The sequence below is a fragment of the Variovorax sp. VRV01 genome (assembly GCF_014852545.1).
Lineage (GTDB): Bacteria > Pseudomonadota > Gammaproteobacteria > Burkholderiales > Burkholderiaceae_C > Variovorax > Variovorax beijingensis_A.
Genome location: NZ_JACVBS010000004.1, coordinates 1 through 13710, shown reverse-complemented (window position 1 = coordinate 13710; position 13710 = coordinate 1). Strand labels below are relative to the sequence as shown.

12 protein-coding genes and 3 tRNA genes are annotated in these 13710 nt (G+C 66.8%); 7 read left to right on the top strand and 8 right to left on the bottom strand.

Features of this window, described 5'->3' with window-relative positions:
- Positions 1-53: 53 nt before the first annotated feature.
- The 5 genes from IB278_RS08425 (at position 54) to IB278_RS08405 (ending at position 2477) form a co-directional block, all read left to right on the top strand.
- Positions 54-129, top strand: a tRNA-Gly gene (locus tag IB278_RS08425).
- A gap of 64 nt (positions 130-193) precedes the next feature.
- Positions 194-267, top strand: a tRNA-Cys gene (locus IB278_RS08420).
- Positions 268-377: 110 nt separating this feature from the next.
- Positions 378-469, top strand: a tRNA-Leu gene (locus IB278_RS08415).
- 22 nt (positions 470-491) lie between these two features.
- Positions 492-1124, top strand: coding sequence for a DUF6806 family protein (locus tag IB278_RS08410; protein WP_012747623.1), 633 nt, complete (start codon positions 492-494; stop codon positions 1122-1124).
- Between the two features lie 51 nt (positions 1125-1175).
- On the top strand, positions 1176-2477 hold the full coding sequence (locus IB278_RS08405; RefSeq protein ID WP_145745239.1) for an MFS transporter: 1302 nt from the start codon (positions 1176-1178) through the stop codon (positions 2475-2477).
- A gap of 10 nt (positions 2478-2487) precedes the next feature.
- On the opposite strand, the gene IB278_RS08400 is transcribed toward IB278_RS08405, so the two are convergent.
- The 6 genes from IB278_RS08400 to proV are packed head-to-tail and all read right to left on the bottom strand — an operon-like array spanning position 2488 to position 9149.
- The gene (locus tag IB278_RS08400) at positions 2488-3270 is read right to left on the bottom strand and encodes a hypothetical protein (RefSeq protein ID WP_145745178.1); all 783 of its coding nucleotides are present in this window, start codon (positions 3268-3270) and stop codon (positions 2488-2490) included.
- An 18-nt stretch (positions 3271-3288) separates the two neighbouring features.
- A complete protein-coding gene (murI, locus tag IB278_RS08395; protein WP_145745180.1) occupies positions 3289-4083 on the bottom strand; it encodes a glutamate racemase in 795 nt (264 codons plus the stop codon).
- Complete coding sequence (locus IB278_RS08390) at positions 4080-5633, bottom strand: fumarate hydratase (protein WP_145745182.1); 1554 nt, start codon at positions 5631-5633, stop codon at positions 4080-4082. The genes murI and IB278_RS08390 overlap by 4 nt, the downstream gene beginning before the upstream one ends.
- A 57-nt stretch (positions 5634-5690) precedes the next feature.
- Positions 5691-6698, bottom strand: a complete 1008-nt coding sequence (gene proX / locus IB278_RS08385) for a glycine betaine/L-proline ABC transporter substrate-binding protein ProX (protein WP_145745184.1) — start codon at positions 6696-6698, stop codon at positions 5691-5693.
- 24 nt (positions 6699-6722) lie between these two features.
- A complete protein-coding gene (proW, locus tag IB278_RS08380; protein ID WP_192323206.1) occupies positions 6723-7874 on the bottom strand; it encodes a glycine betaine/L-proline ABC transporter permease ProW in 1152 nt (383 codons plus the stop codon).
- A 21-nt stretch (positions 7875-7895) separates the two neighbouring features.
- Positions 7896-9149: a glycine betaine/L-proline ABC transporter ATP-binding protein ProV gene (gene proV / locus IB278_RS08375; RefSeq protein WP_192323205.1), complete on the bottom strand. Its 1254-nt coding sequence runs from the start codon at positions 9147-9149 to the stop codon at positions 7896-7898.
- Positions 9150-9701: 552 nt separating this feature from the next.
- Here proV and fumC point away from each other — a divergent pair.
- Complete coding sequence (gene fumC / locus IB278_RS08370; RefSeq protein WP_145745190.1) at positions 9702-11099, top strand: class II fumarate hydratase; 1398 nt, start codon at positions 9702-9704, stop codon at positions 11097-11099.
- A 4-nt stretch (positions 11100-11103) separates the two neighbouring features.
- Here the strand turns inward: fumC and IB278_RS08365 are convergent, their stop codons facing one another.
- Positions 11104-11721: an NAD(P)-dependent oxidoreductase gene (locus IB278_RS08365; protein WP_192323204.1), complete on the bottom strand. Its 618-nt coding sequence runs from the start codon at positions 11719-11721 to the stop codon at positions 11104-11106.
- Positions 11722-11823: 102 nt separating this feature from the next.
- On the opposite strand from IB278_RS08365, the gene IB278_RS08360 reads away from it, so the two are divergent.
- Positions 11824-12732 carry a LysR family transcriptional regulator gene (locus tag IB278_RS08360; RefSeq protein WP_192323203.1) on the top strand — a complete coding sequence of 303 codons (909 nt, stop codon included), beginning with the start codon at positions 11824-11826 and terminating at the stop codon, positions 12730-12732.
- Here IB278_RS08360 and IB278_RS08355 read toward each other — a convergent pair.
- Positions 12729-13364, bottom strand: coding sequence for a YqhA family protein (locus tag IB278_RS08355; protein WP_145745196.1), 636 nt, complete (start codon positions 13362-13364; stop codon positions 12729-12731). The two genes, IB278_RS08360 and IB278_RS08355, sit on opposite strands and share 4 nt — an antisense overlap.
- Positions 13365-13710: the final 346 nt, after the last annotated feature.

Below are 13710 nucleotides of genomic sequence, written 5' to 3'. Positions count from 1 at the left end.
CGACAGAACTTGCCGAGCCCCGAAAAAGTGTTCTATAATTCGAGGCTCGAAACGCGGGAATAGCTCAGTTGGTAGAGCGCAACCTTGCCAAGGTTGAGGTCGAGAGTTCGAGACTCTTTTCCCGCTCCAGTTTTGAAAAAGGGAAGCGCTGCTTCCCTTTTTTTCGCGAATTCGATTTCGTTTTCAGCAGCGTGGCGCGATAGCAAAGCGGTTATGCAACGGATTGCAAATCCGTCTAGCCCGGTTCGACTCCGGGTCGCGCCTCCACTCTCTCCCTCTGATCAAGTTCGATCCGCCCTCCATCGAAAAAACCAGCCCCGCCAACCTGCGTTGCCGGGGCCCGTTTCGTTTGGGTTATCGTCGATGTTCAACCCGAGGCCCGGATGGTGAAATTGGTAGACACATCGGACTTAAAATCCGCCGCTTCCTTAATCGGGGCATACGGGTTCGATCCCCGTTCCGGGCACCACATTTAGACAAGGGAGCACTCCATGCCTCGTTACAACGCTCCATTTGAAATCCATGTGCACGGCGACGTGCCTTTGCGCTCCGACGTCGGCTTCGACCAGATCCAGGAAGCGCTCAAGCCGCTGTGGGCTTATGCGGGTGCCAAGTCGCTGGCCGACGGCGCGACGAGCACCTACGAAGAAGAACCCGGCATCCGCTTCGAGCAGAAGGACCACATGCTCCAGATCTGCTGGACGGTGCCGGGCGACGAAGACTTTCGCCAGGCGCTCGACGAGATGTGCATGGCCCTGAACGAACTGTCCGAGCGCGGCGCCGCCATCGAGGTCACCTTCTACGACACCGACTTCGACGAGGAAGAGGGCGATCCCGACGAAGAATCGCGCGACGACTTCCTGATGCTGTTCGTCGGCCCCAATCCGGCCGCGATCATGCAGGTGCAGCGCGACCTGCTGGTGGAAGACGTCGTCAACCTGATGGAGCGCCACTTCGATGGCGCCGAGCTCGGTGGCGTGGTGTCCGAGATCGACCGCCTGTTCAGCGACCGCTTCGATGCGCTCGTGAATTCGCTCGAAATCGGCAAGCGGCCGCGCGGCACCGGCGGCAGTGGCAGCGGCGGTGGGCATGGGGGCGGCCGCCGCCCGCGCCACCTGCACTGATCCGATCGGGCCGAGGCTGCGCCTGGCGCCCGGTTGATCATCCGTCGCCGCATGGCGCTGTTTCCGTCATCTGCCCTGAATGCCGGCGTGCGCAAGCGCGAGGTGTTCGGCTGGGCGATGTACGACTTTGCCAATTCGGGCTACACCACGGTCGTCATCACGGCCGTGTTTGCGGCCTATTTCGTGGGCGGCATTGCCAAGGGGGCGCCATGGGCCGCCTTCGCCTGGACTGCGGCGCTCAGCGCGTCCTACGCCGTCGTCATGCTGTCGATGCCCGCGATCGGCGCCTGGGCCGACCGGCGCGCCGCCAAGAAGCGCGTGCTCGCCGTGGCGACGCTGGGCTGCGTACTTGCCACGGCCGCGCTCGCATCCACGCCGAGATTTGCCGGGCCCATGGGCGTTGCGGTGGCGATGGCGCTGATCATCGTCTCCAACACCTTCTATTCGTATGGCGAGTCGCTGACCGGTGCCTTCCTGCCTGAACTCGCGACCGCCGAGGGCATGGGCAAGGTCAGCGGATGGGGCTGGAGTTTCGGCTACGTCGGCGGCATGCTGGCGCTCGGGCTGTGCCTGGCCTACGTGCTGTCGGCCCAGGCGAAAGGGCTGCCTGCGTCGCACTTCGTTCCGGTCACGATGCTGATCACGGCGGCCATCTACGGTGCTGCCGCCTGCGCCACCTTTGCGCTCCTGCCCGAGCGTGCGCAGCCCCGCACGGCCGGCAGTTCGGCGGGCGCGTGGCAGCAATTGCGCGCCACCTTCAGGCAGGCCCGCGCCTACCGCGATTTCATGCAGCTGCTGGTCTGCACCGTCTGCTACCAGGGCGGCGTGGCGGTGGCCATCACGCTCGCGGCCATCTATGCCGAGCAGGTCATCGGCTTCGTGGCGAGCGAGACCATGGTGCTGATCTTCGTGCTCAACATTGCGGCCGCCGTCGGCGCCTTCGGCTTCGGCTACGTGCAGGACCGCGTCGGCCACAAGATCTCGCTGGCCGGCACGCTGGTGGCATGGATCGCGGTCTGCGTGATTGCCGCGATGGCGACCACCAAGGGCACCTTCTGGTGGGCCGCCGCCATTGCGGGGCTCGCGATGGGCTCGAGCCAGTCGGCCGGCCGCGCGATGACGGGCTACCTCGCGCCGCCGCGGCAGCTTGCGGAGTTCTTCGGGCTCTGGACCTTTGCGACGCGGCTCGCAGGCATCATCGGTCCGCTGATGTTCGGTGCCATCACCTGGGCCGCGGGCGGCAACCAGCGCATCGCGATTCTTTCGACCGCAGCGCTGTTCGTTGCAGGGCTGCTGCTGTTGCTGCCGATCGACATGGCGCGTGGCAGGGCGGCTGCGCTGCGCAGCGCCTGAACCGGACGGCTCAGGGCATCTGCTGCCGCAGCGACTTTGGCACGCGGTAGCGCTCGCCGTCGTAGCGCAGCGTCACCGTATTGAAGTGCGCCGGCATGGCCTTTTCGGTGCAGCCCTGGTCCTCCTGCATCTGCGCTCGGCTCTGCACCAGCGTGCGTGACAACTGCAGATCGGCATAGCCGTTGCTCGCCGACTTGCCGACCGACAGCATCGTGCGAAGCTGTTCGAAGCGGCCGGTACAGCTGCTGTCCCATTCGCCGCTGTCGTGGTCGAGTTCGATCTCCTGCAGCACCTGGCGCAGCTTGCTGCCGTGGTGCACATAGAGGCGGATGGTTTCGCTTGCCGCCTTGCTGCCCGGCGCCGTGCCCCTGTAGCGCACGCGCAGCCCGAAGGCGCGCGTGTCGGACGACAGCACATAACGCGAGGTGTCGATGCGGATGTCCTGGATGGCGGTGGCGGCGTCTTCGTCGAGCGCCTCGGGCTGCAAGATGCGGCCGATCACCGTGTCGCGCTCGGTGTTGCCGTTGTCGGGCCGCTGGATCAGCAGCAGCTCCAGGTCGAAGACCTTGGCGCCCGTGCTGCTGGTTTCGCGCGGCACCGGCAGCACCACGATGCTGCGGCCCGGAAAGGCCGGCCAGAGCTTGCAGGCGGCCAGCCGCTCGTCGAGCGGGCGGTTCGGATGGAGCTTGGCATGCATGCGCTCGGCAAGGCCGCTCTCGCAGGCCGCATGGCCGAGGCCCGCTGCCGAGAGGCCAAGCAGCAACAGGGCGCAGCGCAAAGGACGAAGACGCATGTTGTTGTCGGGTCGGCTTCAGGCGGCCGGAGCAGCTTGGGGCTGTTGCAGCCAGTGCGCGGCGGCGGCTTCGAGCACGGCCGCATCGCCGCTGCCTTGCATGATCAGTCCGCCTTCACCGCTTGGCGCGAGGCGGCCGAGCGAAGCCAGCACGCGCCGGGTCTGCTGCGCGACCGGCGCGCCGGTGTCGATGAAACGCAGCGCGGGCGGCGCATGGCGCTGGAGTTCACTCTTCACGAGCGGGTAGTGCGTGCAGCCGAGCACCACGGTATCGACCTGGCCGGGTGCGTCGCCCAAAGGACCGGCTTCGGCCATGTAGCGGGCGCAGAGTTGCGTGATGGCGGCGGTGTCGAAGCCCTCGATCGCCTTCACGAGTCCGTCGCATGGCACGGGACGGACATCGGCCGCCCCTGCGAAGGAGTCGCGCAGGGCCGCGTATTTGGCACTCGCCAGTGTCCCGCGCGTGGCCATCACCGCGATGTGGCCGGTACGGCTGGTCGCCACCGCGGGCTTGAGTGCAGGCTCCAGGCCCACGATGGGCAGCGCCGGATGCTCGGCGCGCAGCAGGTGGATCGCCGCCGTGGTGGCCGTGTTGCAGGCCACCACCAGCGCCTTGATGCCGTGCTCGGCCATCAGTTGTTCGGCCACCTTGCGCGAGCGTTCGATCACGTAGCCATCGCCACGCTCGCCGTACGGTGCGAATGCGGTGTCGGCAAAGTACACGAAGCGCTCGTGCGGCAGCTCGGCGCGCAGCGCGGCCAGCACGCTGAGCCCGCCGACGCCGCTGTCGAAGACGCCGACCGGGTTGTTCAAGCCTCTTCCATCATGATGGTCTTGAACTCGCCGCTCGCAATGCGCTTCTGCCACTCGGCAGGGCCGGTGATGTGCGCGCTGGTGCCGCCGGCATCGACCGCCACCGTCACGGGCATGTCGACCACGTCGAATTCATAGATCGCTTCCATGCCCAGGTCGGCGAAGCCCACCACCTTGGCGGTCTTGATGGCCTTGCTCACGAGGTAGGCGGCGCCGCCCACGGCCATGAGGTAGGCGCTCTTGTGCTTCTTGATGGCTTCGATGGCGACCGGGCCGCGCTCGGCCTTGCCGATCATCGCGATCAGACCGGTCTGGGCCAGCATCATCTCGGTGAAGCCGTCCATGCGCGTGGCGGTGGTCGGGCCGGCCGGGCCCACGGCTTCGTCGCCGACCGGGTCGACCGGGCCGACGTAGTAGATGACGCGGTTCGTAAAGTCGACCGGCAGCTTCTCGCCCTTGGCCAGCATGCCCTGGATGCGCTTGTGCGCGGCGTCGCGGCCGGTGAGCATCTTGCCGTTGAGCAGCAGGGTGTCGCCGGGCTTCCAGCTCGCCACTTCGGCCGGCGTGAGCTTGTCGAGGTCGACGCGCTTGCTCTTCTTCTCGTCGGGCGCCCAGTTCACGTCGGGCCACAAATCGAGCGAGGGCGGGTCGAGGTAGACCGCGCCGCTGCCGTCCATCACGAAGTGCGCATGCCGCGTGGCCGCGCAGTTGGGAATCATCGCCACGGGCTTGCTGGCCGCGTGCGTGGGGTACATCTTGATCTTGATGTCGAGCACGGTGGCCAGGCCGCCCAGGCCCTGCGCGCCGATGCCCAGCGCGTTGACCTTCTCGTACAGCTCGATGCGCAGCGCCTCGACCTTGCTGAGTTCGGCGCCCGACTTCTTCTTGGCCTGCAGCTCGTGCATGTCGAGGTCGTCCATCAGGCTTTCCTTGGCCATCAGCGCGGCCTTCTCGGCCGTGCCGCCGATGCCGATGCCCAGCATGCCCGGCGGGCACCAGCCGGCGCCCATGGTCGGCACGGTCTTGAGCACCCAGTCGACCACGCTGTCGCCGGGGTTCAGCATGACCAGCTTGCTCTTGTTCTCGCTGCCGCCGCCCTTGGCCGCCACCGTCACTTCGACGGTGTTGCCGGGAACGATCTCGGTGAAGATCACCGCGGGCGTGTTGTCCTTGGTGTTCTTGCGGTCGAACTGCGGATCGGCCACGACCGAGGCGCGCAGCGTGTTGTCGGGGTGGTTGTAGCCGCGGCGCACGCCTTCGTTGATGGCGTCGTCCAGCGAGCCGGTGAAGCCGCCCCAGCGCACGTCCATGCCGACCTTGAGGAACACGTTGACGATGCCGGTGTCCTGGCAGATCGGGCGGTGGCCCGTGGCGCTCATCTTGCTGTTGGTCAGGATCTGCGCGATGGCGTCCTTGGCGGCGGGGCTCTGCTCGCGCTCGTAGGCGCGGGCCAGGTGGGCGATGTAGTCGGCGGGATGGTAGTAGCTGATGTACTGCAGCGCGGCGCTGATCGATTCGATCAGGTCGGCCTGCTGGATCGTGGTCGTCATGGTGGGGGGGTGTTTTTTGGAGTGTGGAACGCCCCCCGATTATCTCAGCCGATGCGCCTACCTCGCCGCCGCCCGGGCTTCCTCGATCCAGCCGTCGAACAGCGGCCGATGCGCCTTGATCCAACCATCGGTGTGGCGCTCCAGGTCTTGCTGCGTGCTGGCGCCCTGGCTCATGCGCAGGTTCTGGGCGTTGATGTCGCCGATCGGCAGTTTCATCACCTCGAACAGCCGGCCGGCGGCCGGGTTCTTCTCGACGAAGGCCCGGTTGGCGACGATCTGCTCCTGGTTGGCCTGGAAGCCGTAGTTCTTGCCGTTGGGAAGCTGCGTGTCTGCATCGCCGCCCTGGGAGGACGAGAAGGGCACCTGCAGCCACACCACGTCCGCGCCCGGGCGCAGCACGGCGCTGACCCAGTAGGGCGTCCAGGTGTAGTACAGCACCGGCTTGTCCTGCTTGAAGCGCGCGATGGTGTCGGCCATCAGCGCGGCATAGCTGCCTTGCTTGTGCGTGACGGTGTCGCGCAGCTGGTAGGCCGTCAGGTGGTTCTCGATCGCCAGTTCGCAGCCCCAGCCCGGGTTGCAGCCTGTCAGGTCGGCCTTGCCATCGCCGTCGGCATCGAACAACTTGGCGATGGCCGGGTCCTTCAGCTGCGCGATGTTGGTGATGTTGTATTGCTCGGCCGTCTTGCGATCGACCAGGTAGCCCTGCACCGCGCCGTCCGAGTACACGCCCTTGCGCCACAGCTTGGCGTCGCCGCCGCTGTTCTTGTAGAAGTCGGCGTGCAGCAGGCTCCAGTGGTTGGCCATGAAAGTGGCGTCGCCGTTGGCGATGGCCAGGTGCTCGGTGGCGGGTTCGAGGTCTTTCATCGGCAGGGCGGTGTAGCCCAGCTTTTCGAGCGCGCGCATCACGAGCAGCGTCTGGAACGCCTCTTCGGCGAGCGAGCTCTTGAGCGGCTGCACGGTGACGCCCTGGCCGGGCAGGTCATTCGCGGCCTGTGCGCCCATGCCGAAGGCGGCGAAACCGAGCGCCAGCAGGCCGCGGGCGATGATGAGATTGATTTTCTTCATGCGTTGATTTCCTGCGTGGCGGTTTTATTGCGCTTGCGCGGCGAGGGCGGGAGCGGGTTCGCTCGCACCGTCACCGCGGGGCGGCGTGCCCACGAGGCGCTGCAAGAGGCGCAGCACCAGGCCGGCTGGCCCGGTGTGCCACCAGCGGCGCCCGGCGCTGCGGCGCGACTTGCCCATGGCCTGCGTGAGGCGGTCGAGCGAGATCGCCAGCAGCACGATGCCCAGGCCGCCCACGGTCGCCAGGCCCATGTCGAGCCGGCCGATGCCGCGCAGCACCATCTGCCCCAGGCCGCCGACGGCGATCATCGAGGCGATCACCACCATCGACAGCGACAGCATCAGCGCCTGGTTGATGCCCGCCATGATCGAGGGCATGGACAGCGGCAGTTGCACCTTCACGAGCATCTGCCAGGGCGAGGCGCCGTAGGCGCGCGCGGCTTCGATCAGATCCGGACGCACCTGGCGCAGGCCCAGGTTGGTCAGCCGCACCAGCGGTGCCAGCGCAAAGATGATGGTCACGATCACGCCGGGCACGTTGCCGATGCCGAACAGCATCACCACCGGCACCAGGTAGACGAAGGCGGGCGTGGTCTGCATGGCGTCGAGCACCGGGCGCATGAGGCGCTGCGCGCGGTCGCTGCTGGCCAGCAGCACCCCGAGCGGCAAACCGATGATCATGCAGAACACCAGCGAGGTCAGTACCAGCGACAGCGTCACCATGGCCTCGGGCCAGATGCCCAGCATGGCCACGAGCAGCAGCGCCACCGTGGTGCCGATGGCGAGCGCGCGACCGGCGAACTGCCAGGCAAAGAGGCCGATCAACGCGATCATCGCGAGCGTCGGCAGGCCGGTCAGCAGGCCCTGCACCCAGTTCAGCGTGCTGTCGATGGGCAGGCGCACGGTCTGGAAGAAGGGGCGGAAATGCTCGACCACCCAGCCGAGGCCCTGGTTGATCCAGGATTCGACCGGCAGGGAGCCGTCCCAGAGGCGGTGCAGCTGCAAGCCGCTGGCCGCCGCATCGGCCGAGCCGGCCAACTGGTGGGCCGGCTCGGCGGGCGCATCGAGCCAGGCGCTGGTGGCCGACGTGTCGGGCGCGGCCGAGAGCGCTTCCCACGGATCGACGTAGGCGGGGGTTGCGGGCGTGCTCGGGTCGGAAGGAAGTGTGTTGTCGTTCATCGTTCAGGGGCCTTCGTGAATTCAGTGCGGCTCTGCGGCGAGCGCGGGTGCGGCGTTGGGCAGGACGGGCTCGATCGGCGGCGTGTCGCGGTCCAGGAACTTGAGCAGCGTCGTCTTGCTGATCGCGCCGCAGAAGCGGCCGTCGTTCGCCACCACCGGCAGCGCGCACGGCGCCTGCGCGAGTTGGCCGATCAGGCCTGCCACCGGGGCTTCGGCATCGATGCGCGGCAGATCGTCGATGAATGCGTGCTGCAGCCCCAGCGAGCCTGAATGCCCGTCGAGAGCGCCGCGCAGCGTGTCCGCCGACACCACGCCGAGGAAGCGCTTGTTCGGGCTCGTCACGTAGGCGAAGTCGCGGTCCTGGTCTTCGAGCAGCTTGAGCGCCGCGCGCGCGCCGCGCTCGGGGTGCTCGCACACCACCGTGAGCGACTTGCGCGCGATGTCCGCCGCCTTGAACACGGCCGCCGCATCGACACCGCGCACGAAGCTGCGCACGTAGTCGTCGGCGGGGCTGCGCAGGATCTCGTCGGGCGTGCCGACCTGGATCACCTGGCCGTCCTTCATGATCGCGATGCGGTCGCCGATGCGCATGGCCTCGTCGAGGTCGTGCGAGATGAAGACGATGGTGCGGCGCTGCTCCTTCTGCAGCCGCAGCAGTTCCGACTGCATCTCGGTGCGGATGATCGGATCGAGCGCCGAGAAGGCCTCGTCCATCAGCAGGATCGAAGGATCCGAGGCCAGCGCGCGCGCCAGGCCCACGCGCTGCTGCATGCCGCCCGAGAGCTCGTCGGGATAGCTGTCGCCCCAGCCCGCGAGCCCCACCTGCGCGAGCGCCAGGTCGGCCTGGGCGAGGCGCTCCTTCCTGCTCGTGCCCGACAGTTCGAGGCCGAAGGCGGTGTTCTCGCGCACCGTCATGTGCGGCATCAGCGCGAACGACTGGAACACCATGCTGATGTCCTTGCGGCGCAGCGCGCGCAGCCTGGCGTCGGAGTGCTCGTTGATGTCCGCGCCGTCGATCACGATGCGCCCGGCGGTCGGCTCGATCAGACGGTTCAAGAGGCGCACCAGCGTCGACTTGCCCGAACCCGAGAGGCCCATGATGACGAAGATCTCGCCGGCCTGGATCTCGAAGGTGGCATCGAACACGCCGATCGACTGGCCTGTCTCGGCGAGGATTTCCTTCTTCGAGAAACCTTGCCGCACGAGTTCCAGGGCCTGCCCGGGCGCGTCGCCGAACACCTTGAAAACATGGTCGATGAGAATTCCTTTGGCCATACGCCGGGGCTCCTTGTGTGAAGGTTGGACACAGCGCCGCCCCGGAGGGCGGCAACGGCCGCGCCATCAGCCGGTGGGGCTGCCCGAACAGAGAGCACGTGAAGAAAAGCGCGTGCAATGGCCCGGCGAGCCTCGAGGGCTGCCAGCAGGCACTGAAGACGACATGGCGACGAAACCAGTGCCCGCCGGATGCTTCATTCGCAGAGCGGCGGGCCTGGTCGAGGGGCGCCGCCTGGATGAGCGTGACGTGGCAATGGGGCCGGAAAGTTCCGGCCGGTTTGCCGGGCAGGGCCCGGCGGGAAGAGCCTTGCACCGCGACGGGATTCGGTGATCCGCGAGTAGCGCAAGGGCAACCAACATGACTTGTTGGTCGTCTGAAGACCGCAATTATAACTTTTTGACATTACGTGAGTCAAGCCCACGGCGTATCGTCGGCCGGATGTATGGGGCAGCAAAGCCTCGTCAAATGCGAGCCATTCTTATCGAGGTCATACTCGGCCTCGCGCCCGGCGAGCGGGTGCACCCATCCAAGACTGCGGAGCTTTTTTCACCATGACGACTTCCCCCAAGACCCGTGCCGAGCGCGATACCTTCGGACCGATCGACGTGCCGGCCGACAAGCTGTGGGGTGCGCAGACGCAGCGCTCGCTGCAGAACTTCGACATCTCCGGCGAGCAGCAGCCGCGCGAGATCATCAAGGCGCTGGCGCAGGTCAAGCGCGCCTCGGCCGTGGTCAACCATGCGCTGGGCCTGCAGGACGAAAAGAAGACCCAGGCCATCGTGGCCGCGGCCGACGAAGTCATTGCCGGCAAGCATTCGGGCGAGTTCCCGTTGGTGGTGTGGCAGACCGGCTCGGGCACTCAGACCAACATGAACGTCAACGAGGTGCTGGCCAACCGCGCGAGCGAACTGCTGGGCGGCGAGCGCGGGGAAGGGCGCCTCGTGCACCCGAACGACGACGTGAACCGCAGCCAGTCGAGCAACGACGTGTTCCCGACCGCCATGCACGTGGCGGCGGTCGAAGCCATCACGCACAAGCTGCTGCCCGCCATCGCCAAGCTGCGCGGCACGCTGGAGCAGAAGTCGAATGACTTCGCCGACATCGTGAAGATCGGCCGCACCCACCTGCAGGACGCCACGCCCCTCACGCTGGGCCAGGAGTTCTCGGGCTACGTCGCGCAGCTCGCGCATGGCGAGGCGCATGTGCGCGCCGCGCTGCCGCACCTGTGCGAACTGGCGCTCGGCGGCACGGCCGTGGGCACCGGGCTCAATGCGCCCAGGGGCTATGCGGAGCAGGTGGCGGCCGAGTTGGCCAGGCTCACGGGCCTGCCCTTCGTGACCGCACCGAACAAGTTCGAAGCCATGGCCAGCGTCGATGCGCTGGTGCATGCCCACGGCGCGCTCAAGACGCTCGCCGCCAGCATGAACAAGATCGCCAACGACGTGCGCTGGCTCGCGAGTGGTCCGCGCAGCGGCATCGGCGAACTCAGCATTCCAGAGAACGAACCCGGCTCGTCGATCATGCCGGGCAAGGTCAACCCGACCCAGAGCGAAGCCGTCACGATGCTGGCCGCGCAGGTGTTCGGCAACGACGTGGCCATCAACATCGGCGGCGCCTCGGGCAATTTCGAACTCAATGTGTTCCGCCCGATGGTGGCGCATAACTTCCTGCAGAGCGTGCGACTGCTGGCCGACGGCATGGTGAGCTTCAACGACCACTGCGCCGTGGGCATCGAGCCGAACCGCGAGCGCATCACCGAGCTGGTGCAGCGTTCGCTGATGCTCGTGACCGCGCTCAATACGCACATCGGCTACGACAAGTCGGCCTACATCGCGAAGAAGGCGCACAAGGAGGGCACCAGCCTGCGCGAAGCCGCGATTGCCTCGGGCCACCTCACGGCCGAGCAGTTCGACCAATGGGTGGTGCCGGAGAACATGACGGGCCGTTGAGCGATCAGTACCCGACCGTGTAGCGCTGGCGCGAGTGAACGGGCTTCTCGAGCTCGTCGATGAATGCGATCGCGTAGTCCTCGAAGGTGATCCAGCTGCGGCCTTCGGCGCTCACGAGCAGGTCGTCCTTGCCCAGGCGGAATTTGCCGGTGCGCTCGCCTTCGACGAATTCGGCGGAGGGCGACAGGAAGGTCCAGTCGAGCTCCTTCTCGTTGCGCAGCACCTCCAGGAATGCGGCGCCTGCGGAGGCCTCGGCCTTGTACGCCTCGGGGAAGTTCGGCGTGTCGATCACCTTCAGGCCCGGTGCCGCGAACAGGCTGCCGGCGCCGCCGACCACCAGCAGGCGCTTCACGCCCGCGCGCCTGGCCGGCTCGATGATGGCCGCGGGCGGCACGGTGGCGAAGTGCGCGGCGCTGAACACGGCGTCGTGGCCGACCAGTGCCTTTTCGAGCGCGGTACCGTCGAGCACGTCGAGGTCCACGGCCTTCACATTGGCGCGGCCCGACAGCTTTTCGCTCGCCTTGCGCGCGATGGCCGTCACGGTGTGGCCGCGGCGCAGCGCCTCTTCGAGAAGGCGGCCGCCGGCGCGTCCGGTGGCGCCGATGATGGCGATGTGGCTCATTGAATGGCTCCTGAAAATGGTTGGGATGAACCGCATCTTAGGTTTCTGGTTTCGAAAGAAATACCTCGAAATGCGCGCTTGTTTATTCCTAAAATCGTTCGAATGGACCGATTGAATGCAATGCGCGTGTTCGTCACCGTGGTGGATGCGGGCAGCCTTTCGGCCGCGGCCGACAAGCTCGACCTCTCGCGCCCGGTGGTCACGCGCTACGTGGCCGAGCTCGAGCAATGGACCGGCGCACGCCTCTTGCACCGCACGACGCGGCGGCTGAGCCTCACGGCGGCGGGCGAGGAGTTGCTGCCGCGCTGCCGCCAGGTGCTCGAACTCGCGGGCGACATGCAGGAAGCCGTGCGGCAGCCGGCGGAGGCGCCGCGCGGCCAACTGCGCATCACGGCCAGCACCTCGTTCGCGCAGGCGCAGCTGGCCGATGCGGTGGCCGAGTACGTGCGGCTCTATCCAGGCGTGGCCGTCGACCTGGTGCTGCTCGACCGGGCGGTGAACCTCGTGGACGAGCGCATCGACCTGGCGATCCGCGTGGCCGCGGAGATCGACCCCAACCTGATCGCGCGGCGGCTCACCGATTGCCGCTCGGCCGTGTGCGCGTCGCCGGCCTACCTGAAGGAGCATGGCCAGCCGCTGCGCCTGGAAGAGCTGGCCCAGCGCAATTGCCTCACGCATTCGTACTTCGGGCGCAGCCTCTGGAATTTCACGCGCAAGGACACCGGCGAGCCGGCGTCGGTGGCCGTGGGCGGCAATGTGTCGGCCAACGATGCGGCAAGCCTGATGTGCCTGGCCCGGGCGGGGGCCGGCATCGCGATGCTGCCGACCTATCTGGCGGCGCCGCTGCTGAAGGAAGGCGAACTGGTGCGGCTCTTCGGCGATGTCGAGCCGCAGGTGGTGGGTATGTATGCGGTGTACGCCTCGCGCAAGCACATGCCGGCCACGCTGCGCACGATGCTCGATTTCCTGGCCGCGCGCTTCACGGAAACGCCGGCCTGGGACATGCCTTAGTGGCGCGTGTTGGCCGCCGCGGCCTCGTTCATCAGCTTGTCGGTGTAGGCGATGGCCATGGCCGAGAACAGGAACGCGATGTGGATCACGGTCTGGGCGATCAGCACCTTGTCTGTGTAGTTGTCCGCGTTGATGAAGGTCTTCAGCAGGTGGATGGAACTGATGCCGATGATGGCCGTGGCCAGCTTCACCTTGAGCACCGAGGCGTTCACGTGGCTCAGCCACTCGGGCTGGTCGCGGTGGCCTTCGAGGTCCATGCGGCTCACGAAGGTTTCGTAGCCGCCCACGATCACCATGATCAGCAGGTTGGAGATCATCACCACGTCGATCAGCGCCAGCACCACCAACATGATCACGGTTTCGTTGAGCGTGCCCACCGGCGCGGTGGTCTTGTAGCCGATGCTGGTGATCAGCGCCTGCAGCGCGTCCTTGCTGCCGAAGGCCGCCTCCACCAGGTGCAGCAGCTCGACCAGGAAGTGCACCACGTACACAGCCTGCGCCACGATCAGCCCCAGGTACAGCGGCAACTGCAGCCAACGGCTCGCGAAAATCAGCTTGGGCAGCGGCCGGAGCGGCGAGCCGCGGGCTGGAACAGGCGTATTCGGGCGGTCGAAGGATTCGGGAGCGGACATGGAGAGGATGATTGGAAACGACCGGCGATTCTAGAGGTGCCCCCATGTCCGACTCGTGATAACCCTGCGAGGGCCTGTTCACCCTGCCAACGGATCTCCGCTGGCAGGGTGAACAGGCCCTAACATCGCAATCGTCAGTGGCCCGTAAGTGGACCCGCCGACATTACGGCCGCACCTAGATCAAGGAGACAAGAAAATGAGCAGCAGCGCATCGAAGAACATCGAATCCGTCCTGGTCGAGAACCGCGTGTTCCCGCCCGACGCGCGCGCCAGCGCCGGCGCGCGCATCAGCGGCATGGCCGCCTACGAGGCCCTGTGCCAGGAGGCCGAGCAGGACTTCGAAGGC

Excerpts from the sequence above, each read along its gene's own strand:
- proX (WP_145745184.1), bottom strand. The coding sequence starts at position 6,698 with ATGAAGAAAATCAATCTCATCATCGCCCGCGGCCTGCTGGCGCTCGGT.
- IB278_RS08400 (WP_145745178.1), bottom strand. The coding sequence starts at position 3,270 with ATGCGTCTTCGTCCTTTGCGCTGCGCCCTGTTGCTGCTTGGCCTCTCG.
- IB278_RS08360 (WP_192323203.1), top strand. The coding sequence starts at position 11,824 with ATGGACCGATTGAATGCAATGCGCGTGTTCGTCACCGTGGTGGATGCG.
- IB278_RS08405 (WP_145745239.1), top strand. The coding sequence starts at position 1,176 with ATGGCGCTGTTTCCGTCATCTGCCCTGAATGCCGGCGTGCGCAAGCGC.
- proV (WP_192323205.1), bottom strand. The coding sequence starts at position 9,149 with ATGGCCAAAGGAATTCTCATCGACCATGTTTTCAAGGTGTTCGGCGAC.
- fumC (WP_145745190.1), top strand. The coding sequence starts at position 9,702 with ATGACGACTTCCCCCAAGACCCGTGCCGAGCGCGATACCTTCGGACCG.
- IB278_RS08365 (WP_192323204.1), bottom strand. The coding sequence starts at position 11,721 with ATGAGCCACATCGCCATCATCGGCGCCACCGGACGCGCCGGCGGCCGC.
- proW (WP_192323206.1), bottom strand. The coding sequence starts at position 7,874 with ATGAACGACAACACACTTCCTTCCGACCCGAGCACGCCCGCAACCCCC.
- IB278_RS08410 (WP_012747623.1), top strand. The coding sequence starts at position 492 with ATGCCTCGTTACAACGCTCCATTTGAAATCCATGTGCACGGCGACGTG.
- IB278_RS08355 (WP_145745196.1), bottom strand. The coding sequence starts at position 13,364 with ATGTCCGCTCCCGAATCCTTCGACCGCCCGAATACGCCTGTTCCAGCC.
- IB278_RS08390 (WP_145745182.1), bottom strand. The coding sequence starts at position 5,633 with ATGACGACCACGATCCAGCAGGCCGACCTGATCGAATCGATCAGCGCC.